Origin of the sequence: Cryobacterium sp. TMT1-2-2 (genome assembly GCF_004403505.1) — a bacterium.
GTDB classification, from domain to species: Bacteria; Actinomycetota; Actinomycetes; order Actinomycetales; family Microbacteriaceae; genus Cryobacterium; species Cryobacterium flavum.
In genome coordinates this window covers 262,397-284,759 of the sequence record NZ_SOGS01000025.1, presented here as the reverse complement: position 1 = coordinate 284,759, position 22,363 = coordinate 262,397, and the positions used below count along the sequence as shown (strand labels likewise).

The following is a 22,363-nucleotide window of genomic DNA, read 5'->3' as shown; positions in this document are numbered from 1 at the left end:
CTCCGAATTCAGATCCGGTGGTATTCGACGGCAAGCCACACGCAGTCGGTGTCGGCGTGGTATTGGTGCCAGGGGTAGTGGAAGGTTCCGCCGACTCCGATGCAGAACGGAGTCGGGTTGGTATTCCCCGGGCTGAGCAACTGATCTTCGTAGAGTGTGTCTTCGTTTTCGGACATGAATTTCTGCATTCGGCCGCGCCCGAGCACCTGGGTGTGCACCTCGATGAAGTCGTGTTGATTGTGAATGCCGCAGTCAGTGCCGGCCGGGCTGAACCAGAGGTTGGCTCGCACCTCGAAGCGGGACGTCCCGATGGCGTTGTCAGTGATTCCGAGTATGTCGGCGCAATTCAGCTCCACCGTCCCCAACCGGTCCTGCGGCGATTTCAGAAGGACCGGAGAACCAAACTGGGAATCATAGAAGTTCGTCCACCCACGGTGTACGAGTTGAGCTTCCTGCACGGCTGGTGATTCTATGGTCAGGACGATGAGTTTCTCGCCGGCGACCGTGCCCTGCCGAAGAATCGTAGATGAGAGGGCGGGGAGGATGCTCCGTTGGGAACCGGAGGTGAACGCGCGGGTGGGTGCCACATTCACGACGATGCCTGCTCCGACGATCGGCACTTCTGCCGGATCGTCGAGCACGCGGGCTGAAATAAGATCGCTGGTGAAGTTAAGGAGTCTCGCTCTTTCCATTTCTTAGGTCCCTCAGTTTGGCCTCTGCGAGGCTTTTAGGACACAAGATGCCGCTTCAGCGGCCCGGGAAGAGAACTGAAACAACGCGGTCACCTGCGCCGATCAACAGCTCTGTTACAACGCCCCCAGTATGGGTGGTGGTATTCCCCAGTATCCACACCCTGTCAGTGATAGGCAGCGCAGGGAGAGGCGGTGACCCGCCGTTCTTGTCAGGATCGACCTATGAGATTCGGCGCGATGACAGCAGCATCCGTGCGGTGGTCCGAGTCGGAAGTGCAGGCCGAAGACGGGTATCGCATCCCGCTCAGAATCTATGACGGTCCCCGAGCCGGCCTGGCCACACTGGTATGGGCGCACGGCGGAAGCTGGACGCGCGGTTCCCTTGAGGACTGGCACGCGGCATGCCTGGCCCTGACCTCCCTGTGCGGCCTTCGTATCGTCAATGTCGGCTATCGGCTGGCTCCGCGGTGGACGCACCCCACCGCCCTGAATGACCTCCTCAGGGTGGTGCGGTGGGCGTCCGCGCATCTGACAGACCCCGCGAGCCAGCTGGTGATTGGCGGGGACAGCGCCGGAGGCACGATTGCCGCTGGCGCTGCATTGTGGTGCCGTGATCACGGAATTCCCCTCGCGGGACAAATACTGGCCTACCCACCCTTGGACCCAGAGTGCACAGCGCCTTCCTACCTCGCCATGCCGGCACGATTCCCGGAGCGTCGCCAGCTTCAACAAGCGTGGGCTCGCTACCGGGGGCCACTCGCCGACCGAATGGGTGAGTCCTACCTGACACCGTTGAACGGGGCAAACCTGTCCGGACTCTGTCGCACCGCCCTCATCACGGGGACCTTCGATCCTGTCTCAGACGACGTGCGATCCTACGCCGCAAACCTGCAGCGCGACGGAGTTCCTGCCCTGTTGCACACCGATCCGGCGCTGGAGCACGGCGACTTTCTGTTTCAGAGAGGACCGCGGCCCAATCCTGTGCACGTCTGGATCAACACAGTGCTGGACACCTGGTTCGACACCACACACGACCACAACAGAATGAGGACCCCACGATGACCAGCCCATACCCGATTGACCTCTCGGTAACAGACAATGCTTCAGCCCTTCTCCGGCACTTCGCCGATCTCCGCGACGGCACGCACGGTGAGGCGCACAGTCGTGCCGACAAGGAGGCTCTGTTCGCGACCACAGCGACGCTCATGGATTCGCCGTGCCGCTCAGCGCTGACAGAACTGAATGCGGCGCTCTTGCTGAACACTGGAACGATCCACAGTACCGGTGTGGCCCGAACGCAGGACGGCGGGCTCGGCTGCTCGTGGACGCTGTCGTGGCCCCGTCAGGTAGCCGCAGAGATCCCTCCGATCACTCTGACGGCCTACTTCGGCCGCAACTTTCACCATCCACATCTCCGCGGAGGGACGGTGCGCGACTGGCCTCTCAACGTATTCACCCCCCTGCAGGCTGCGGGCGAGCTGCCGACGTTACGCGCGATAGCGGCCGCCGAACTGCACAACCTGGTCTTCCTCGCGGATTTCCGCATCGTGCCGGCAACCGGACCTGCTGAAGCAATTTCGCCGTGGTGAGGCTGTCGATTCTTGACCAGTCGCCGATCGCCGAAGGCACGACCGCTGCTGCGGCAATCCGCGACACGGTGCGGCTGGGGACGGTGGCGGCCGAGCTCGGTTATGAGCGTTTCTGGGTGGCCGAGCATCACGACTCCCCCAGTTTCGCCGGCACTGCACCGGAGATTTTAGCGCTCGCGCTCCTCGAAAACACGAGCGGGATCCGGATCGGTACCGGCGGGGTGCTGCTCGCTCGGTACACTCCGGCGAAGGTGGCCGAGACGTTCAATATTCTGGCTGCCTTGCACCCAGGGCGAGTCGATCTGGGGATCGGGCGGGCCGGCGACCGCGACGGTTCATACCCCGCGAAGGTTGTTGAGTTGCACGAGAGGCTGGGTCTCCTGCCCCATGATCCGGAACGCACGGATCTTCGACTCTGGATGCTGGGCGCCGGCCGCAGCACTGCCCCGGTCGCCGGAGCGATCGGAAGCGGCTACGCGCACGCCCACTTCTTGAATCAGGAATCCGCACAGGCTGCCCTGCACGCCTATCGAGACAGTTTTCTTGCGACCGTCCATCGCCCGGAGCCCGAGCCTCTTCTTGCCGTACGAGTCATCACAGCGGAGCACTCCAGCGTCGTGTCCGGGTTGCGGGAGATCGCCCTGCTGTGGCGGTCACGCAAAGACCTGGGTGATGACAGCCCGTTCCCCGCCATGAACGTGTCCTTGGCGCACCGCTGGAGCGGGCATGAAACGACCCGCCGCGCTGCCAACCAGTCATCGATTATTTCGGGAACACCACAGGACGTGAGACGTCAGCTTGAAGATCTGGCCCGCCTCCACGGTATCGACGAGATCATGGTCAACAGCCCGATTGCCGGGTATGCGGATCGAGAAGCTTCGTACGCCTTGCTCGCTGAGGCTTTTGCCCTGGTGCGGAAGTGATGCTCAGGCGCGCTGGGCGAATGCACTTTCATACAGGCAAACGGATGCCGCGGTCGCCAGGTTCATCGACTCGGCTTCGCCGTAGATCGGCACGCTGACACTGCGGTCGACCCGAGCGAGGTCTTCGTCGGTCAGGCCTCGAGCTTCGTTGCCGAACAGCCACACGGTCGGAGCTGCGAGCAGCCCCTCGTTGCGGGCGGTGAGCAAGTCGGAGCCTTTAATGTCGGCGGCGAACAGCTGCAGGCCGGCGGCGCGGGCACGGTCGAGCACGTCGGAAAGGTCGGCCGCGATGGCGACGGGCAGGTGAAAGATGGAGCCGGTCGAGGAACGGATGACCTTGGGGTTGTACAGGTCGACGCTGCGACCGGTGAGGATGACGGCGTCGGCGCCGGCGGCATCCGCTGCGCGAATGATGGTTCCGGCGTTTCCCGGGTCGCGTACCTCTTCAAGGATGGCGACGAGTTTGGGTTCGGCGTTGAAGATCTTCTTCACCGAGGTGGGGAACTGGTGGCAGACGGCCACGAAGCCCTGGGGGGTGACCGTGTCGGCCATGGCCTCGAGCACCTCTTCAGAGACGAACTCCACCTCAACCTGGGCGTCGACCGCTTTCTGGGCGAGGTCGGAGTAACGATCGAGCGCGGTCGGTGTGGCAAACAACTCCACGACCAGCTCTGGACGAAAGGTGAGGGCTTCGGAAACGGCCTGTGGGCCTTCGAGCAGAAACAGACCGGACTCGAGGCGCGCGTCGCGCTTAGCAAGTTTTGCGACGGCACGGACGCGCGGTGAACGTGAATTATCAAGCATGTACCCCAGTTTAGGTGCACAGCGAATGCGCACAAAAAAGGAGCGGGTGACCAGGTCACCCGCTCCTTATTTTGAGCCGTTCACGACATTCACGCCCAGGAGGCAGCCAGTGATGAACGGTTCGGTTGACGCATTACGCCGTGACGGCGACCTTCGGTGCCGAGGTGTCGGCGGGAAGAGCAGCCTTGGCGCTCTCAACGAGGGCGGCGAACGTCGCTGCCTCGTTGACGGCCAGGTCGGCGAGGATACGACGGTCAACCTCGATGCCAGCCAGGCCGAGGCCTTGGATCAGACGGTTGTAGGTGAGGCCATTCGCGCGCGACGCAGCGTTGATCCGCTGAATCCACAGGCGACGGAAGTCGCCCTTGCGTGCGCGACGGTCACGGTAGCTGTAGGTGAAGGAGTGAGTGAGCTGCTCCTTCGCCTTGGTGACCAGGCGTGAACGCTGACCGCGGTAGCCCTTGGCGCGTTCGAGAATAACGCGGCGACTCTTGTGGGCGTTTACGGCCCTCTTTACTCTTGCCATTTTCTACAAATCCTTATTCGTATTTACGAGGCCTGGTTTCCGGTGTTGGAATTTACAGACCGAGAAGCTTCTTGATGACCTTCTGGTCTGACTTGGCCAGCACCTGGTCCTGGTTCAAACGGGACTTGCGCTGCGTGCTCTTGACCTCGAGGTTGTGTCGAAGTCCGGCCTGCTGCTTCATGATCTTTCCGCTGCCGGTGACCTTGAAACGCTTCTTGGTTCCGGAGTGGGTCTTCATCTTAGGCATCTGGTTCCTCCTGTTTCGCTGCCTTGTCGGCAACCTTGTCTGCCTTATCGGCTACCTTGTCTGCCTTCTCGGCAGCCTTGTGGGCGTTGATCTCAGCCTTGGCTTCTGACTTGTTCTTCAACGGGCCAATCACCATGACCATGTTTCGACCGTCGATCATCGGAGTAGATTCCACGGAACCGTACTCGGCGACATCCTCGGCAAATTTTTGGAGCAGTCGTACGCCCTGATCGGGTCGGGACTGTTCGCGGCCACGAAAAAGAATCATGGCTTTGACCTTGTCACCGCTCTTCAGGAAGCCCTCGGCGCGTTTGCGCTTGGTCTCGTAGTCGTGCGTATCAATCTTGAGACGGAAACGAACCTCCTTGAGGATCGTGTTCGCCTGGTTGCGCCTGGCCTCCTTGGCCTTCTGCGCAGCCTCGTACTTGAACTTGCCGTAGTCCATGATCTTGGCCACGGGCGGCTTGGCTTCGGGTGCAACTTCGACGAGGTCGAGGTCGGCATCCTGTGCCAGGCGCAGGGCAACATCAATCGCCACGACCCCGACCTGCTCGCCGTTGGGACCAACGAGACGAACTTCGGGGACGCGTATACGGTCATTTGTACGGGGATCGCTGATGCGTCTCTCCTCTTGGTTAACTTCGTGATCACAACCAGCCAGCGGATGCTGACCGGGACGAAGAGAGGAAAATCACGCGTTTTCCACACCAACTTTTTCGTTGACGTGTTCCACACGGCACCCTGTCTACCCTCGCCCTGCCACCTTCCCGGAAGAGGTGATAACGCGACGGCGGAGTGCAATCTACCCGGTAACCTTGACGAAGCGGTATGCGCGGGTGGGAGATTCTCCACTTTCGTACCGAGACTATTGTCCCGGAACCAAACATTAGCCTAGCAGAGGAATGCAGTGAGCCAAAGTTTTGAGCACGATACGAGTTTTGAGCAGGATGCAGCACAAGCCACACGCGATATCGCCGATGTGGCCGCTGTGGAGATCATCACCACGGCCGCGGTGCACCTGATGAGCGCGGCCGCCGTGAAGTGCGGACTGGCCGAAGACCCCGACGCCCAGATCGACCTCGACGAAGCCCGCAAACTCATCACGGCCCTCGCCGGGCTGGTCACGGCAGCGGCTCCCGACATCGCCGATATGCATGCCCGCAGCCTGCGTGACGGACTGCGTTCCCTGCAACTCGCGTTCCGCGAGGCATCCGCCATTCCCGACGCCATCGGCGAGGGCCCCGGCGAGAAGTACACCGGGCCGGTCAATTAGCCCATTTTTTGTCGAGCGGATGCCGCGGTCGCCCCGACCGACGGCATCCGCTTTGTGTCGTGAGCACCGGAGCGGACCCGAGCTAGATCTGGCAGCGGGGGCACCAGAATGTGTTGCGCTGCTCGACATCACTCCGGCCCAGGGTGCCGCGACTGATGCGGGTACCGCAGCGCCGGCACGGCTGGCCGCCTCTCCCGTACACCCACACTTGCGCTCCGCGGCGCAGGTTGCCGGTGGTCGTGCGTTCGTCGCGGTCCTTGTTGGCCAGAAGCAGGCGGCGGGCCAGCGCGACGAGCCCGGCGATATCGCTGACCTCAGCCATGGGCCGGGTCGGCAGCAGTCCACGCAGAAAACAGAGCTCGTTGACGTAGACATTGCCGAGTCCGGCGAGATTGCGCTGGTCGGCGAGCGCCAGAATAACCGGTTGGTCGGGCCTGGCAGCGAGTCGATTGGTGGCCTCGGCACCGTCGACCGCGCTCCAATCGGGGCCCAGCAGGTCGGGCCCGAGATAGCCGACCACCTCCGACTCGGCGCGGGTCGGCACGAGTTCCAGAATACCCAGCTCGAAACCGACGGCGACCCACTCGAGGGTCTGCAGCACGATACGCGCCTGGAACGCCGGCCGGTGCCAGCGCGTGCCCGGCCGGTAGAGGTGCCAGGCACCCTCCATTTTGAGATGCGAGTGGATACTCGTCTCGCCGACCCGATGCAGCAGGTGTTTGCCGTAACTCACGACCTCGTGCACGGTCTGCCCGGTCAGGTCGACGGTGGCGAAGGCCGGCACCCGAATGTCGCAGCCGGTCAGGATGTTTCCGCGCAGGGCCTGGTCGAGGGAACGAGCCGTGCGGTAGACGGTATCGCCCTCAGGCACGCAGCCTCAGCCCCTTCGGCGTTTCGGTGAATCCGGCGGCGCGCAGGGCCGCGCCGAGTTCGGTGCCGATCACGAACACGCCGTTGGCCGTTTCCACGGCGATTTTCTGGATGCGCCCGGCAGTGACGAGGGCGGCCAGACTGGCGGTCGCTGCGGCGAGCACGGCAGCATCCGTCTCGTAGACAACCACAGTCTTGCCACCGCGCTCGACATAGAGCACGAGGCCGCCGTCGACGATCACGACCAGTGCTCCCGCCTTGCGACCCGGGCGGTGGGTGGTGTCCCCGGGCAGCGGCGGCCACGGCAGCGCGGCGCCGTAGGCGTTCGCCGGGTCCGCTGCGGCCAGGGTCACCGCGACGGCTGGCGAGGTGCGTCGGGCAGCGGACGGGTCGGATGCCCCCGCAGCGAAGGTGCGCAGCCGGTCGATGGTGCCGCCGGTGGCGAACTGGGCTGCGCCGAGCCCTTCGATGAAGTAGCCGCGACGGCAGCGGGCCATTTCTTCGAATCCGGTGAGCGTGCGGTAGACGAGCGAGAACCCCCCGGCGATTCCCTCGGCCATCACCGCGCCGCGGGTCACGACGCCGTAGCGTTCCAGCAGGGTCTCCCCCAGCGCGTGCGCACGACGGGTCGGCGAGTCATCGGCCACCGGCAGGATCGACCACCGCCCCGACACCGTTGGTGGTCCGCTGCGACTCGGCAGACTGGGCCGCGGCATCGACCGCCCGCGATGCAGGCGCGCCCGGGGCACGGCGCGGCTCTGCCGGTGCGCGGTATGCCCGCCGGCCAGGAGCGAGCGAACCGGGGCGAAGGTGTCGTTGTTGATCAGCCCGGCCCAGACCAGGTCCCACAGCGCCTGCACCAATTCCTTGTCGTCTTGGCTGCCCACGGCATCGGCGAGCTGGCGAAAGAAGTAGGCCCCGCCGCTGCCGAGGGTCGCGAGGATCTCCTGCTGCAGGGGCGTCGTGTCCACATCGATGGGCAGTGGCAGCGTGAGCTGGGCGGTTTCGGCGAGGTGCAGGCTGACCCAGCCGTCATTGCCGGCGAGGGTTCCCGCGCCCGCCCAGAGTACTTCGCCCGCGTTGGTGAGTTCGTCGAGCATGCCCGGCTGGTAGTCGCTCACTCGGGCTGGTAGAATGAGCGTCTCCCAGGCGGACGCCGGTATGCGCACTCCCTCGAGCTGTTCCACAACGGATGCGACGCCGTCGATTCCGCGCAGCTTACCGCCCACGTGTTGCCAGGCCGGCAAAAACCGGCCGATAGCCTTCTGATCGACGGGTTCCACCTCGTGCCGAAGCGCGGCGAGGGAACGGCGGCGGAGGCGGCGCAGCACCTCGGAGTCGCACCATTCCGGGCCGGTGCCGTTCGGTCGGAATTCGCCGGCCACGATGCGTCGGGCATCAGCGAGGCGGCCGAGGGCAATCTGTACGACGGCCTCGCCCAGCCCGAACCGCTCGGCGACAGCCCGCGTGGTGAACGGTCCATGCGAGCGAGCAAAGCGGCTCATCAGGTCGCCGAGCGGGTCCTTGACGGATTCGGTGAACGCTGCCGGTACACCGATTGGGAGCGGAACCCCGAGTGCGTCGCGCAACCGGCTGGCGTCTTCGACGGCCGCCCAGCGGTCCTGGCCGCCGATGCTCACCCGGATCGCGCGGCGGGAGTCGACGAGGGCGTGCAGGGCGTCGTCGGCGACAAGCGGGTCGGCGGCGGGCTGCGACTCGGGCGTGAGCATCCGCTCGGCCACTTCGATGGTGCTCAGCGGGCCGAGCGTGCGCAGCAGGTCGGCGACGCCTTCCACGCCATTCGCTAAATAGTCGGGGGCGAGCCGTTGCAGCTCCCGGTCGGTCTGGTCGATGACGGTGGGGTCGAGAAGTTCACGCAGTTCCACCCGCCCGAGCAGTTCGGCGAGCAGGCTCGAGTCGATTGCGAGGGCCGTGGCGCGCCGCTCGGCCAGCGGAGTGTCGCCCTCATACATGAACGCGGCCACGTAGCCGAACAGCAGGGTGCTGGCGAACGGGCTGGCGGTCTCAGTTGTGGTTTCGACCAGGCGCAGTTCGCGGGAGGCGATCTGCCGGGCCAGCACCCCGAGGGCCGGCAGGTCGTAGACGTCCTGCAGGCATTCGCGCAGGGTCTCGAGAATGATCGGAAAGGTGGGAAAGGTGCGGGCCACGTCGAGCAGTTGCGCGGCTTTTTGCCGCTGCTGCCAGAGGGGCGAGCGGACACCGGGCTTGTACCGGGGCAGGAGCAGGGCCCGAGCGGCGCACTCGCGAAACCGGGAGGCGAACAGCGCGGAGCCGCCGACCTCGTCGGTGACCAGCTGTTCGAGCTCGTCGGGATCGAACACGAACAGGTCACTGCCGGGCGGTTCGGTTTCAGTGTCGGGGATGCGCACGACGATGCCGTCGTCGCTAGCGACGCAGGAGCCATCGATTCCGTAGCGCTCGCGCACGCGGGCCCCGACGGCGAGTGCCCACGGTGCGTGCACCGGCGTGCCGTATGGCGAGTGCAGCACCACGCGCCAGTCCCCGAGTTCATCGCGGAACCGTTCGACCACGAGCGTGCGGTCGGTAGGCAGCTGGCCCGTTGCACCGCGTTGCTCGCCCAGGAAGGCAAGCAGGTTACTGATGGCGCGCTGATCGAGGCCGCCCACGGCACAGCGCTCCCGCGCCGCATCGGCCGGCAGGCTCCCGACTTCGCGCACGAAAGCACCGATGGCCTGACCGAGTTCAGCCGGGCGGCCGAGGCCGTCACCCTTCCAGAACGGCAACCGCCCCGGCTGCCCAAACGCGGGCACGACGAGTACCCGGTCGTGGGTGATCTCCTGGATGCGCCAGCTCGTAGTGCCGAGCGCGAAGACATCGCCCACCCTCGATTCATAGACCATCTCTTCGTCGAGTTCGCCGACCCGTTTGCCGGTGATCTGCTCGCCGCCGACCATGAAGACGCCGAACAGACCGCGGTCGGGGATGGTGCCGCCGCTGGTGACGGCCAACCGCTGCGCGCCGGGACGGCCGGTCAGGGTGCCGGCGTCGCGATCCCAGACGATGCGCGGGCGCAACTCGGCGAACTGGTCAGAGGGGTAGCGGCCGGCGAGCAGGTCGAGGGTGGCCTCGTAGGCGGAGCGGGGCAGCGTTGCGAACGGTGCGCTGCGCCGAACCATGTCGAACCAGGTCTCCACGTCGATCGGTTCAAGCGCGCAGGCCGCGACGGTCTGCTGGGCCAGAATGTCGAGCGGGTTGGTGGGAACCCGCAGCGATTCGATCGCGCCGGCCACCATTCGCTCGGCCGCGACCGCCGCGTGGATCAGGTCTGCACGGTGCTTGGGGTAGATCACCCCGCGGCTGATCTCACCGACCTGGTGCCCGGCGCGGCCGAGCCGCTGCAGTCCGCTCGACACCGACGGCGGTGACTCGACCTGCACGACCAGGTCGACGGCGCCCATATCGATGCCGAGTTCCAGGCTCGACGTGGCAACGACACAGCGCAGCCGGCCCGATTTCAGGTCGTCTTCAATGAGCGCGCGTTGTTCTTTGCTGACCGAACCGTGATGTGCGCGGGCGAGCAGCGGCTCGGCGCCATCGGTTTGGCCGCTCGCGCCCATCAGTTCGGCTGGCGGGCGAACGGCCGGAGGACTCCCCACAACACCTCCGTGCACCACGGGAACCAGCGCGGAGGCCGCCAGCCTCTCGGCATAGATTTCGTTGAACCGGGCCGTCAGGCGTTCGGTGAGCCGTCGCGAATTGGCGAACACGATGCTCGAGGAGTGTGCCAGCACTTCGTCGACGATGGCCTCTTCGACGTGGGGCCAGATCGATCCGGTCTGCGGCGCCGCGGCCGACGTGACCCCCTCGCGTTGAGGCACCGACCCGAGGTCGCTCATGTCATCGACCGGAACGACCACACGCAGATCGAACCTTTTCAGCGCGGGCGGCGACACGATCTGCACCGGGGCGGCGCCGCCCAGAAACCGTGCGACTTCGCTCTGCGGGCGTACCGTGGCCGACAGTCCGATTCGCTGGGCCGGCTGATTGAGCAGTGCGTCGAGTCGTTCGAGGGACACGGCCAGGTGGGCGCCGCGTTTGCTCGCCGCGACCGCGTGCACCTCGTCGATGATGACCGTCTGCACACCGCGCAGCGATTCGCGGGCCGCTGACGTGAGCATCAAAAACAACGACTCCGGGGTAGTGATGAGAATGTCGGGCGGCGTGGTGATCAGTTTGCGGCGGTCGGCGGCAGGTGTGTCTCCGGAGCGCACCCCGACCGAGACGTGCGGCGGCTCGAGCCCGAGCCGCTCAGCGGCGCGGCTGACGCCCACCAGGGGGGCGCTGAGGTTGCGTTCCACGTCGACGCCGAGTGCTTTGAGCGGCGAAATATAAAGCACACGAGTAGCGGGTGCATGCTTGGTTTGCTCTGTTCCTGGCGCTGACTCGGTATAGAGCCGGTCGATGGCCCACAGAAACGCGGCCAGGGTCTTCCCTGATCCGGTCGGAGCCACGACGAGGGCGTGCGAGCCCTGCGAAATAGCGTTCCACGCCCCGAGTTGAGCCGCGGTCGGCGCGTCGAACGCTTCGGTGAACCAGCCTCGGGAGGCCAAGGAGAAACGATCGAGAACGTCGGTCATAGGGTTATTGTCGCCTACCCCACCGACATTCGTGCTGCGCAAAATCTAGGCCGAGGCGATGAGCTTCACCCGCAGCGAATCGACACCGGTCGTAATGACCTCGCTCTCCGACCAGCGAGTGCCGAGCCGGCTCAGAATGGCGTCCAGGTCGGGCTGGGTGAGGCCGTCGACCAGTTCCAGTTGAACCACCAGTTCGGGCCCCTCCAGCCGCCCCAACGGGTCGCCGGCTGAGAGCTGAACGGTCAGCACCGACAGCTCCGTTGCGATGGATGCGGCGAACGCGTCGGCCACATGATGGCTGGCATAACTCGGTGTCCAGGGCAGGGATTGGGCGATCGCCCAGAGCGCCGGTCGCCGGATGACGAATTCGCCGGGCGAGGTGGGGTCGAGCACCACGAGGTCGGTGTTTTCCTGCGCGGCGGCCAGGGCGACGCGCACGGCATCCGCTGGAACGGGTCGGGCGAGGGGATTCCAGGCCGTCATGGCGGCCGTGGAGGAGAAGGCGGGCAACACGGTGCGGCCGTCGGGACCGGCCACGGTGATGATCGACAGCTCCTGGGTTTTATCGATCGTCTGCCCGCGTGCGTTCAGGGCGGCCTCGCCGAGCTTCGTCACCAGCGGAATCAGCAGGCGGGAACCGCGGATGGCGTCGATGACGCTTTCTTCGCCCGCTTCCCGGGCCTGAAAGCGGGTGAGCGCCTCGGCAAGCGCGGCGGGGGCTGACCCGTCATCGCCGGCGTCCAGATTGGCCTCGAATTCTCGGCCGGCCCAGGGCTGACCGGCCGAATCGGCCAGCTCGTTCGGCTCACCGGGCTGGCCCGGCGAGCTTTGGGAACCGGGCTGGCTCTGTGAACCCGGTCGACCGGAGGGATCGCCCGTTGAGCCGAGGTTGCGCGCCTTTGCCATTAGTCCCCCGCGACGTCCAGGGCCTCGGCCAGAGTGAACGCGCCGGCATAGAGCGCTTTGCCAACGATGGCACCTTCCAGGCCGAGCGGCACCAGCTTGCGCAGCGCTTCGATGTCATCGAGGCTGGAGATACCGCCGGAGGCGATGACCGGCTTGCGGGTGCGATCGAGTACCTGGCGGAGCAGGTCGATATTCGGGCCTTGCAGGGTGCCGTCCTTCGTGACGTCGGTCACGACATATCGAGCACAGCCGGCCTCCTCCAGCCGTTCGAGCACCTGCCAGAGGTCGCCCCCGTCCTTGGTCCAGCCGCGGGCGGCGAGGGTCGTGCCGCGCACGTCGAGTCCCACGGCCACGGCCTCGCCGTATTGCGCGATCACGCTGGCCGCCCACTCCGGGTTTTCCAGGGCCGCGGTTCCGAGGTTGATGCGTTTGACGCCCGTTGTCAGTGCTGCTTCCAGCGATGCATCATCGCGGATACCACCGGACAGCTCGATGTTGACACCCTTGACCTGGCGAATGACCTTCTTGATCACGCCGGTGTTGGTGCCGCGGCCGAATGCCGCATCGAGGTCCACGAGGTGAATCCATTCGGCGCCCTGTCTGGCCCAGTCGGCCGCAGCATCGACGGGGTCACCGTAGTTCGTTTCCGTACCAGCCTCGCCCTGCGTCAGGCGCACGGCCTTGCCTCCGGCCACATCGACGGCGGGCAGGAGGACGAGCCTCGGTGTCTTGTTGAACTCGCTCATTGGTTTCCTCGGTTGTGCGGTCGCAGGCTGCGGCCAATTTCATAGTGGTGGGGCGGATTGTGCAGTCTAGGCGCGCAGTTCTATTAGCGCAGGGTACCGATCCAGTTTTTCAACAAGCGGATGCCCGCCTCGCCCGATTTCTCCGGGTGGAACTGGGTTGCGGTGAGCGGACCGTTCTCGATCGCGGCCAGGAACGGCGCTCCGTGTTCGGCCCAGGTGAGCCGTGGTTCGGGGAACGGGGGCATGACCTCAAGCGTCCAGGACTGCGCGGCGTAGGAGTGCACGAAGTAGAATCGCTCGTCTTCGATCCCGCGAAACAGCTCGGAGCCCGGCGCGCTCGTGACGGTGTTCCAGCCCATGTGCGGCAGGATCGCGGCGGGAAGTTCGGTGACCGTTCCGGGCCATTCGCCGAGGCCCTCGGTGTCGACGCCTCGTTCGACCCCGTGCTCGAACATGACCTGCATTCCCACGCAGATTCCGAGTACCGGGCGATCGCCGGCCAGGCGACGGTCGACGATCTCGTCGCCGCGAACCGCTTTGAGGGCCTGCATGACGGCGCTGAACGCGCCAACACCGGGCACTACGAGGCCGTCGGCTTCGAGCGCGACCGTGCGGTCGCTCGTCAGGGTGACGTCAGCGCCGGCCAGTTCGAGCGCCTTGACCGCGGAGTGCACGTTGCCGGTGCCGTAATCGAAGACGACGACCCGAGTCACAGGGCTCCCTTGGTGGAGGGGATGCCCTGCACGAGCGGGTCGAGGGCCTTGGCGAGACGGAACGCACGGGCGAAGGCCTTGAACTCGGCTTCGGCGATGTGGTGCGGGTCGCGGCCGCCCAGCACGGTGACGTGCACGGTCAGCCCGGCGTGAAAAGTGATCGCTTCGAAGACGTGACGCACCATGGAGCCGGTGAAGTGTCCGCCGATGAGGTGGAATTCGAAGCCGGCCGGCTCGCCGGTGTGCACGAGGTACGGGCGACCCGAGATATCGACGACGGCCTGGGCGAGCGCCTCGTCGAGTGGCACGAGGGCATCACCGTAGCGGGAGATGCCCGACTTGTCGCCGAGCGCCTGGCGAATGGCCTGGCCGAGCACGATTCCCACGTCTTCGACGGTGTGGTGCACGTCTATTTCGATGTCACCGCTGGCGCGCACCGTGAGGTCGGTCAGGGAGTGCTTGGCGAAGGCTGTCAGCAGGTGGTCGTAAAACGGCACCGAGGTGTGGATATCGCTGACGCCGGTGCCATCGAGGTTCAGTGAGAGATCGATGCTGGATTCACTCGTCTCCCGTTGCAGGTGTGCGACGCGGGGCGCGGAAATGCCAACAGGTGAGCTCATAGCGCTAGTTTATCGGTCGTCCGAGGCGGGCCAGAGCGTCAAGGAACAGCGAAGTCTCCTTCTCGGTACCCGCCGTCACCCGCAAGTGGTTCGGGATACCGACATCACGAATGAGAATTCCCTCCGCCAGCAGCGCCTCAAACGTCTGCTGCGGGTCGGCCACTCCCCCGAATAATACGAAGTTGCTCCAGCTTCGGTGCGGGGCATAGCCCAGACGGGCCAGCTCGACCACGAGCCGATCGCGCTGTCCACGAATATCGTCGACCATGGCGAGCATCTCCGCGCTGTGCGCCAGGGCAGCGTTTGCGGCCGCCTGGGTGAAGGTGGAGAGGTGGTACGGCAGGCGAACCAGGCGCAGGGCATCCGTTACCGCCGGATCGGCAGCCAGATAGCCGACCCGCGCACCGGCAAAGGCAAAGGCCTTGCTCATTGTGCGTGAGACCAACAGTCGCTCCCGGCCTGGCAGCAAGGTGAGCGCACTCGGAGTTCCGGCGGGCGCGAACTCGGCGTAGGCCTCGTCGACGACGACGATGCCATCGGTCGCGTCGTAGGCGGCGGCGATGGTCTCGAGCGAGAGCGGGGTGCCGGTGGGGTTGTTCGGTGAGCAGAGAAAGATGATGTCCGGATTGGTGCGAATGATCTGGCTCACTGCGGTGGCCGGCGACAGCTCGTAGTCGGCATCGCGCGTGCCGGCAATCCAGGTGGTGTCGGTTCCGGCCGCGAGGATCGAGTACATCGAATAGGTGGGGGCAAACCCGAGCAGGGTGCGCCCAGGTCCACCGAAAGCCTGCAGTACCTGCTGGAGCACTTCGTTGGAGCCGTTGGCCGCCCAGATGTTGTCGGAGGTGAGTGCCTCGCCAAGATACTGCGCGAGTGCCTCACGCAGGGCGGTGAACTCGCGGTCGGGGTAGCGATTCACCGAGCGGATGGCCTCGGCCAGGCCGGCGAGAATGTCGCGGGCCACTGCTTCGGGAATTGGGTGCGTGTTCTCGTTGACGTTCAGGGCCACCGGAACGTGTAATTGCGGAGCACCGTACGGGGTGAGGCCTTGCAGGTTGGTGCGGAGCGGAAGATCGTCGAGAGTGGTCACACTCTCCATGCTACGACCCTGTGCTGGCGCGCATTGCTACTTACGAGTTGGCGGGCAGTTCGAGTCGCTGACCGGGCTGGAGCGTTTCGACGGTGAGCGCGTTCAGTCGTTTGATGTCGGCGACGACGTCGCGCGGGTCGGCGGACGGCGAGACCTCTTCGGCGAGGTCCCACAGGGTTTGGCCGGGTTCGACTGTGATGAACCGGGCAGACCCGACGTCGGTCGGCGAGTAGGCCAGCGTCGCCACGATTCCGGAGTCGGTCGTGTACGACGTGAGGTCGATGCCCGTGGCGAAATTGGATGCGCCGGCCGCTCCCCCGTTGAGGGCGAATGCGACGGCACCGATGACGAGGGGCACGGCTGCGAGGGTCGTGAACACCACTCGCCCACGCCGGGTGAGGTGCAGACGGGTGCCGGGGGTACGAGAAGCGCCGTATTCACGGGCTGTGGGTGCAAGTGCTGTGGTCATGTCAAACCTCCAAGGTAGGCGGGCTGCGAGTCTCGTATCCGGCCCTCGGCCGGGAAGGCCGGATACGAAACTATGTTCCGAATATAACTTCGAACAATCGAACATGCAAGCTTTTTCTGATCCTCACCCCGAATTTCGCGCAACACACTCGAATAAGTGTTTGTTTCAGGGTTCGGAACTGGATAAACTTTCGATAGGACAATTGCTTGATTTACACTCAACCAGACACCACCGACATCCCCGTGTGACACGGTTTCAGACCACGCGGGGCCAACTCCAGGAGGGCACATCGTGACACAGGACACCAGCGGTACCCGTGACAAGGGCGGCACCCGGCGCCGCAAGAGTTTGAGCCAGCGGCAGCTCGCTATTCTCGACGTGATTCAGCGTTCGGTGAGTTCGCGCGGGTACCCGCCGAGCATGCGTGAGATCGGTGACGCGGTCGGGCTCGCCTCACTGTCGAGCGTGACCCATCAGCTCAACCAACTCGAACTCAGTGGCTACCTGCGCCGCGACCCGAATCGTCCGCGGGCACTCGAAGTTCTCATCGAGATTCAGCGCGCTCCCGAAGATGTCGGTACCGGCGACCAGGACAGCTTCCACCCCGGCGTTCAGGTCGGCGACGCCGCGATGGTGCCCCTCGTCGGTCGTATCGCCGCGGGAATCCCGATCACGGCCGACCAACAGATCGACGAGATTTTCCCGCTCCCCCGCCAACTCGTTGGGCAGGGCGAGCTGTTCATGCTCAAGGTCGTGGGTGAGTCCATGATCGACGCCGCCATCTGCGACGGTGACTGGGTCGTGGTTCGCCAGCAGAAGACCGCGGAGAATGGCGAGATCGTCGCGGCCATGCTCGACAACGAGGCCACCGTGAAGGTTCTGCGAAAGCGCGATGGCCACACCTGGCTGCTGCCGCGCAACAGCAACTTCGAACCGATTGTCGGCGACTTTGCGGACATCCTCGGAAAGGTCGTCGCGGTGCTGCGTTCGGTTTAATCGACGAAGGCCCGACCACCAACCGGTGATCGGGCCTGTTTTCGGTCTGCCCCGCTAAACGCCGACGGTGGCACCGAGGCGTTCACGCACCACCCGCGTCGCGGCGAGCATGTTGTGCAGCGACTGCACGGTCTCGTCGTAGCCACGCGTTTTCAGTCCGCAGTCCGGATTCACCCACACCTGGCGTTCGGGAATGGATTCCAGGGCGGTGTCGAGCAGGATGGTCAACTCGTCCACACTCGGTACGCGCGGCGAGTGGATGTCGTAGATGCCGGCGCCGATGCCGTGGTCGAAGCCGCCCGCCTCGATTTCCCGCACAACTTCCATGCGCGACCGGGCCGCTTCGATGCTCGTGACGTCGGCGTCGAGGTTGCGAATGGCTTCGATGACAACACCGAATTCTGAGTAGCAGAGGTGGGTGTGGATCTGGGTCGCATCCGCGACCCCGGCCGTGGCGAGCCGGAAAGACCCGACCGACCAGTCCAGGTAGTCGGCCTGATCCCTCTTCTTCAGCGGCAGCAACTCGCGCAGGGCCGGCTCGTCCACCTGAACGATCTTGATGCCCGCAGCCTCGAGGTCGGAGATTTCATCGCGCAGGGCCAGAGCCACCTGGCGGGCGGTCTCGCCCAATGGCTGGTCGTCGCGCACGAAGGACCAGGCCAGAATTGTCACGGGGCCGGTGAGCATGCCCTTGACCGGCTTGGTGGTGAGGCTCTGCGTGTAGACCGACCAGTCCACGGTGATCGGTGTCGGGCGCGACACGTCGCCCCACAGAATGGACGGCCGGGTGCAGCGACTGCCGTAAGACTGCACCCAGCCGTTCTCGGTCACGGCGAATCCGTCGAGGTTCTCGGCGAAGTACTGCACCATGTCGTTGCGTTCGGGTTCGCCGTGCACGAGCACGTCAAGGCCGATCTCCTCTTGCAACTGCACAACGCGGCCGATCTCGGCGCGCATCAGCTCGCGGTAGGCATCCGCTGCCAGGGTTCCCTTGAGGAACTGTGCGCGTGCTCGGCGAATGTCGGCGGTCTGTGGGAAGGATCCGATCGTGGTCGTCGGCAGTGGCGGAAGGTGCAGCGCCGCCTCCTGGGCGAGGAGTCGATCGGCGTAGTCGCCACGAGTGAAGTCGGCTTCCCTCAGCGCGGCGGCACGGCCGCGCACGGCTCCGTCACGCACGCCGGGGGCGCTGCGCCTGGCCGCCAGGGCCGCCTCGGCCTCGGCCAGCGGCGCCGCGATGGCCTCACGTCCGGCGGTGAGTCCGAGCGCGAGGGTGGCGACCTGACCGACCTTTTGGTCGGCGAAGGCCAGCCATCTGGTCAGTGAGCCCGGCAGCGATGTCTCGTCGGCAACATCGTGCGGCACGTGCAGCAGTGACGTCGAAGTGGACACGGTGACCGAGTCGGAGAGGGCACGCACGCTCTCGGCGGCCTCGAAGGCACCGGTCAGATCGCCGCGCCAGATGTTGTGCCCGTCGACGACGCCGGCGACGAGGGTCTTGTCGGCCAGTCCGGGGACGGCCCGGGGCAGGGTGCCCCGCACCAGGTCCAGCCCGATCGCCTCGACGGCGGTGGCCGCAAGTACCGGCAGGGCGTCGTCGAGGCTGCCGTAGGGCGCGGCAACAAACAGGGCGGGCCGGCCGGTCAGTCGACCAAGCACTCCATAAGCGGATGCGACGGCCGCCAGCGTCTCCGCGCGCGGTACGTCGATGGATTCACTGACCAGGCCCGGCTCATCGAGCTGCACCCAGTCGGCTCCGGCATTCGCTAACCGCGCCAGGAGCGCCGCATACACGGGAAGGAGATCGTCCAGCCGCGACAGGGGCGAAAAGCCAGCCGGGGCTTCGTCACTGGCCTTGCTGAGCAGCAGGAAAGTGACCGGGCCGACGAGCACCGGACGGGTGAGGAACCCGGCCGCTTTGGCCTCGATGAATTCACGTACGATCCGGTCGCCGGCAAGCGAGAACGCGGTCTCCGGCCCGATCTCGGGCACGAGGTAGTGGTAGTTGGAGTCGAACCACTTGGTCATCTCGAGGGGCAGGTTTTCGCCCGCGCCACGGGCGAGCGTAAAGTATCCGGCCAGATCGAGGGTGCCGTCAGCGGCGACGAGCGAGGCGAACCGGGCGGGAATCGCGCCGACGGCAACGATGGTGTCGAGCACCTGGTCGTAGTAGGAGAACGACTCGGGGATCGACGAGTCGGTGCGGCCCAGCCCGAGACTGGCGAGCCGATCGCGGGTCTGCTGCCGCAGCCCAGCGGCGACGGCCTCCAGGGCCGGCGCGTCGATCGTCCCCGACCAGAACGCTTCGACGGCTTTCTTCAGTTCGCGCCGTCGGCCGATGCGTGGGTAGCCGAGGATGGTGCCGGTGGGAAAGGTGCTGGAAACTGGCGAAATGGGCATGGTGATTCCTTCACTGGAGCGATGATGGCTGGAACGGTCGGAGGAACGAACGTGGTGGGTGGGCCTCGCGCCTGAGCGGCGTGCGGCCTAGGGCATGGCAGCGGGCACTGGCAGTGCCCCACACCCTTCGAGAACCTTCAGCACGGTGTCGTGCTGGTTGAAGGCGTAGAGGTGAAGCCCGGGGGCGCCGCCCGCGAGTACGTCCTGGCCGAGGCGTACGGCGTAGTCGATGCCGATCTGGCGCTGGCCTTCGTCGGTCGGTTCGACCTCGAGCTGGATGGACAGTTCGGCGGGCAGCTTCTCACCGGAGAGCTGCAGAATACGGCGCAACCGGTTCGGGCTGGTCACCGGCATGATGCCGGGAAGGATCGGTAAGAGCACTCCGGCGGAGCGAGCCCGCTGGATGAAGCTCAGGTAGTCGTCGGCGTGGAAGAACAGCTGGGTGATCGCCAGGTTGGCTCCGGCGGCCTGCTTGGCCAGCAGGGTGTCGATGTCTTGGGTGACCGACCGCGAGTTCGGGTGGCCGTTGGGGAAGGCCGCAACGCCGATGCGCACCTTGCTGCGTTCCGTTTTCACCCCGCGGGCACCGGGCAGGCCCGGAATCACCGTCTCGATGTACGGCACCCGTTCGATCTGCACTCGATGGATGAGCTGTACCAGCTCCCCCGCGCTGTGCAGGTCGCCGAGAAAGGTGGTGTCGCCCTCATCCGCGCCCTGCGGCGCGTCGCCGCGAATGGCCAGAAAGCTGCGGATGCCGGCGTCGAGAAACTCGCGAATGAGGCGGCTGGCTTCTGTGTGCGAGGAGCCGACGCAGGTGAGGTGAGCCATGGCATCCACTGAAGTGTGGTCTTTGATGTAGCGCAGCACGTCGAGCGAGGAATTGCGCGACGAACCGTTGGCGCCGTAGGTGACCGAGATGAACTCGGGGCCGGCGGCGGCAAGGTGATCGATGGTGCGGGTGAGAGCGGATGCTGCGGCCACCGATTTCGGCGGGTACACCTCGAACGAGAACGCCGGGCGGGCGTCACACGCGTTGGGCGTTGGGGCGGTCATGGTTCCTCATTCGGCAGAAGCGGTACAGCGGGTGATGGCCGGGCGGCCGCGGACACACCAGAACACTGGTGGGTTTTCGCGGGCGGGTGCCGGGCTCGGCTGTCGCTCCATGCCGGGGAATGGATTCCGTCGGCAACGATTGATTAGACACTAACAACACCAGCGCCGGGTCGCACCAATGTGACAGTTCGTGTCATTGGTGCGCCGACGGGCGGTGGCAATCAGACGGAGAGCGCGGGCAGAATGACGAAGGGGGCGAACTGCGGCTCGATCTCGGGAGTGACGAACGCGGTGACGTGGGTGCCGGTCTCGATGTACTCGGTCGTCTCGATGCGGCCCACGTCGTGCAGAACGGCGATGAGGTCGCCGCGATCATAGGGAATGAGCAGGTCGAGTTCGATCTGCGGTGTCGGCAGCAGCAGCGCAACGGCAGCGAGCACGGTGTCGATGCCCTCACCGGTGCGGGCCGACACGAACGTTGCCTTGGGCTCCAGGCCGCGCAGTACCAGCCGGTCGTCATCGCTGATCAGGTCGCTCTTGTTGAAGACGACCAGTTGGGGAATATCGCGGGCGCCGACCTCGGAGATGACGTCGCGCACGGTGGCGAGCTGGGCCACGGGGTCGGGGTGGGACCCGTCGACGACGTGCACGATGACGTCGGCGTCGGCGACTTCTTCCAGGGTTGAGCGAAAGGCTTCGACCAGCTGGTGCGGCAGGTTGCGCACGAAACCGACCGTGTCGGTGAGGGTGTACAGACGCCCGTCGGCGGTCGTCGACTTGCGCACGGTGGCGTCGAGGGTCGCGAACAGGGAATTCTCGACCAGCACTCCGGCCTTGGTGATGCGGTTGAGCAGGCTGGACTTGCCGGCGTTGGTGTAGCCGACGATGGCGACCGAGGGAACGGCATTGCGCTTGCGGTTGGCGCGTTTGGCCTCGCGGGCCGGCTTCATCTCGACCATCTGCTTACGCAGTTTGGACATCCGGGTGTGAATGCGGCGTCGGTCGAGTTCGATCTTGGTCTCACCGGGGCCACGGGAGCCCATGCCGGCACCGGTGCCACCGACCTGGCCACCGGCCTGGCGAGACATCGAGTCGCCCCAGCCACGCAGGCGCGGGAGCATGTAGGCCATCTGGGCGAGTTCGACCTGCGCCTTGCCCTCTCGGCTCTTGGCGTGCTGGCTGAAAATGTCGAGGATCACGGCGGTGCGGTCGATGACCTTCACCTTGACCACGTCTTCGAGGGCACGGCGCTGGCTGGGCGCGAGTTCGGTGTCGGCGATGACGGTGTCGGCGCCGAGCGCCTTCACGATGTCGGCAACTTCCTGGGCCTTGCCCTTGCCGAGGTAGGTGCTCGGGTCGGGGGTGGCCCGGCGCTGCAGCAGACCGTCGAGTACGGTTGCCCCGGCGGTTTCGGCGAGGGCGGCCAGTTCGCGCATGGAGTTCTCGGCGTCATCGACCGTGCCGTGCGTGTAGACACCCACGAGAACGACGTTTTCGAGCCGCAGTTGGCGGTACTCAACCTCGGTGACATCTTCCAGCTCGGTCGAAAGCCCGCCGACTCGCCGCAGGGCGTTGCGGTCAGCACGTTCGGACTGGTCGCCGTCGTGCTCGCTACCGTCATACTCGCCGGATGCGTGAGTTTGCAGGGCCTGGGCTGCCCCGCTGCGGAACAGGGAGTAGCCGGCAGCTTTGCTGTCGGCGCTGGCCAACACGCGCGCTACGACATCGTCAGCGTCTGCGGCGTCTGCGCCTGTGTTTACTACCGCGGTGTTTTCTACCGCGTCGTTGCCCGAGGGCGCCGTTGGATCATTCATCCCATTAACCTTAGTT

21 protein-coding genes are annotated in these 22,363 nt (G+C 65.5%); 5 read left to right on the top strand and 16 right to left on the bottom strand.

All coding sequences use genetic code 11. The features are described from left to right. Window positions 1-8: 8 nt before the first annotated feature. Window positions 9-692 (bottom strand): hypothetical protein, encoded by a 684-nt coding sequence (locus E3T35_RS16435; protein WP_134343665.1) that lies wholly within the window; start codon window positions 690-692, stop codon window positions 9-11. Window positions 693-914: 222 nt separating this feature from the next. On the opposite strand from E3T35_RS16435, the gene E3T35_RS20310 reads away from it, so the two are divergent. From E3T35_RS20310 to E3T35_RS16420, 3 genes are read left to right on the top strand one after another with little or no spacing between them, the layout of a single operon-like run. After that, on the top strand, window positions 915-1,754 hold the full coding sequence (locus tag E3T35_RS20310; protein WP_134343664.1) for an alpha/beta hydrolase fold domain-containing protein: 840 nt from the start codon (window positions 915-917) through the stop codon (window positions 1,752-1,754). Continuing rightward, window positions 1,751-2,281: a hypothetical protein gene (locus tag E3T35_RS16425; RefSeq protein WP_134380108.1), complete on the top strand. Its 531-nt coding sequence runs from the start codon at window positions 1,751-1,753 to the stop codon at window positions 2,279-2,281. The genes E3T35_RS20310 and E3T35_RS16425 overlap by 4 nt, the downstream gene beginning before the upstream one ends. Further along, on the top strand, window positions 2,275-3,204 hold the full coding sequence (locus E3T35_RS16420) for an MsnO8 family LLM class oxidoreductase (RefSeq protein ID WP_134343662.1): 930 nt from the start codon (window positions 2,275-2,277) through the stop codon (window positions 3,202-3,204). Before E3T35_RS16425 ends, E3T35_RS16420 begins: the two co-directional genes overlap by 7 nt. Before the next feature lie 3 nt (window positions 3,205-3,207). Here E3T35_RS16420 and E3T35_RS16415 read toward each other — a convergent pair whose 3' ends face one another. The 4 genes from E3T35_RS16415 to infC all read right to left on the bottom strand — a co-directional run bounded on the left by E3T35_RS16415 (window position 3,208) and on the right by infC (window position 5,400). After that, window positions 3,208-4,008, bottom strand: coding sequence for an RNA methyltransferase (locus E3T35_RS16415; RefSeq protein WP_092341056.1), 801 nt, complete (start codon window positions 4,006-4,008; stop codon window positions 3,208-3,210). Between the two features lie 133 nt (window positions 4,009-4,141). Beyond that, window positions 4,142-4,534 carry a 50S ribosomal protein L20 gene (rplT, locus tag E3T35_RS16410; RefSeq protein WP_104196972.1) on the bottom strand — a complete coding sequence of 131 codons (393 nt, stop codon included), beginning with the start codon at window positions 4,532-4,534 and terminating at the stop codon, window positions 4,142-4,144. Between the two features lie 52 nt (window positions 4,535-4,586). Next, window positions 4,587-4,781, bottom strand: a complete 195-nt coding sequence (gene rpmI / locus E3T35_RS16405; RefSeq protein WP_092341054.1) for a 50S ribosomal protein L35 — start codon at window positions 4,779-4,781, stop codon at window positions 4,587-4,589. Then, window positions 4,774-5,400, bottom strand: coding sequence for a translation initiation factor IF-3 (infC, locus tag E3T35_RS16400; RefSeq protein ID WP_104130035.1), 627 nt, complete (start codon window positions 5,398-5,400; stop codon window positions 4,774-4,776). The genes rpmI and infC overlap by 8 nt, the downstream gene beginning before the upstream one ends. 288 nt (window positions 5,401-5,688) lie before the next feature. Here infC and E3T35_RS16395 point away from each other — a divergent pair, with 288 nt between their 5' ends. Beyond that, window positions 5,689-6,054 carry a DUF1844 domain-containing protein gene (locus tag E3T35_RS16395; RefSeq protein ID WP_092341053.1) on the top strand — a complete coding sequence of 122 codons (366 nt, stop codon included), beginning with the start codon at window positions 5,689-5,691 and terminating at the stop codon, window positions 6,052-6,054. Window positions 6,055-6,136: 82 nt separating this feature from the next. Here E3T35_RS16395 and E3T35_RS16390 read toward each other — a convergent pair whose 3' ends face one another. From E3T35_RS16390 to E3T35_RS16355, 8 genes are all read right to left on the bottom strand, one after another. Continuing rightward, on the bottom strand, window positions 6,137-6,925 hold the full coding sequence (locus E3T35_RS16390; RefSeq protein ID WP_104088855.1) for a DNA-formamidopyrimidine glycosylase family protein: 789 nt from the start codon (window positions 6,923-6,925) through the stop codon (window positions 6,137-6,139). Then, entirely contained in the window at window positions 6,918-11,543 is a 4,626-nt protein-coding gene (locus E3T35_RS16385; RefSeq protein ID WP_134380106.1) for an ATP-dependent helicase, read from the bottom strand. The genes E3T35_RS16390 and E3T35_RS16385 overlap by 8 nt, the downstream gene beginning before the upstream one ends. A gap of 45 nt (window positions 11,544-11,588) precedes the next feature. Then, window positions 11,589-12,449: an SseB family protein gene (locus tag E3T35_RS16380; RefSeq protein ID WP_134343660.1), complete on the bottom strand. Its 861-nt coding sequence runs from the start codon at window positions 12,447-12,449 to the stop codon at window positions 11,589-11,591. Next, a complete protein-coding gene (gene priA / locus E3T35_RS16375) occupies window positions 12,449-13,195 on the bottom strand; it encodes a bifunctional 1-(5-phosphoribosyl)-5-((5-phosphoribosylamino)methylideneamino)imidazole-4-carboxamide isomerase/phosphoribosylanthranilate isomerase PriA (protein ID WP_092341049.1) in 747 nt (248 codons plus the stop codon). Before priA ends, E3T35_RS16380 begins: the two co-directional genes overlap by 1 nt. A gap of 83 nt (window positions 13,196-13,278) precedes the next feature. Then, complete coding sequence (gene hisH, locus E3T35_RS16370; RefSeq protein ID WP_134343659.1) at window positions 13,279-13,908, bottom strand: imidazole glycerol phosphate synthase subunit HisH; 630 nt, start codon at window positions 13,906-13,908, stop codon at window positions 13,279-13,281. Beyond that, window positions 13,905-14,528, bottom strand: a complete 624-nt coding sequence (gene hisB, locus E3T35_RS16365) for an imidazoleglycerol-phosphate dehydratase HisB (protein WP_134343658.1) — start codon at window positions 14,526-14,528, stop codon at window positions 13,905-13,907. The genes hisH and hisB overlap by 4 nt, the downstream gene beginning before the upstream one ends. Window positions 14,529-14,532: 4 nt before the next feature. After that, window positions 14,533-15,627: a histidinol-phosphate transaminase gene (locus E3T35_RS16360; RefSeq protein ID WP_134343657.1), complete on the bottom strand. Its 1,095-nt coding sequence runs from the start codon at window positions 15,625-15,627 to the stop codon at window positions 14,533-14,535. Between the two features lie 31 nt (window positions 15,628-15,658). Continuing rightward, the gene (locus tag E3T35_RS16355; RefSeq protein WP_134380104.1) at window positions 15,659-16,087 is read right to left on the bottom strand and encodes a LysM peptidoglycan-binding domain-containing protein; all 429 of its coding nucleotides are present in this window, start codon (window positions 16,085-16,087) and stop codon (window positions 15,659-15,661) included. Between the two features lie 291 nt (window positions 16,088-16,378). On the opposite strand from E3T35_RS16355, the gene lexA reads away from it, so the two are divergent. Then, window positions 16,379-17,083 carry a transcriptional repressor LexA gene (gene lexA / locus E3T35_RS16350; RefSeq protein ID WP_092341044.1) on the top strand — a complete coding sequence of 235 codons (705 nt, stop codon included), beginning with the start codon at window positions 16,379-16,381 and terminating at the stop codon, window positions 17,081-17,083. A gap of 54 nt (window positions 17,084-17,137) precedes the next feature. Here lexA and metE read toward each other — a convergent pair whose 3' ends face one another. The 3 genes from metE to hflX all read right to left on the bottom strand — a co-directional run bounded on the left by metE (window position 17,138) and on the right by hflX (window position 22,347). Continuing rightward, complete coding sequence (gene metE, locus E3T35_RS16345; RefSeq protein ID WP_134343656.1) at window positions 17,138-19,480, bottom strand: 5-methyltetrahydropteroyltriglutamate--homocysteine S-methyltransferase; 2,343 nt, start codon at window positions 19,478-19,480, stop codon at window positions 17,138-17,140. Window positions 19,481-19,567: 87 nt separating this feature from the next. Continuing rightward, entirely contained in the window at window positions 19,568-20,533 is a 966-nt protein-coding gene (locus E3T35_RS16340; protein ID WP_092341042.1) for a methylenetetrahydrofolate reductase, read from the bottom strand. A 221-nt stretch (window positions 20,534-20,754) separates the two neighbouring features. Then, complete coding sequence (hflX, locus tag E3T35_RS16335; protein WP_134380102.1) at window positions 20,755-22,347, bottom strand: GTPase HflX; 1,593 nt, start codon at window positions 22,345-22,347, stop codon at window positions 20,755-20,757. Window positions 22,348-22,363 lie beyond the last annotated feature (16 nt).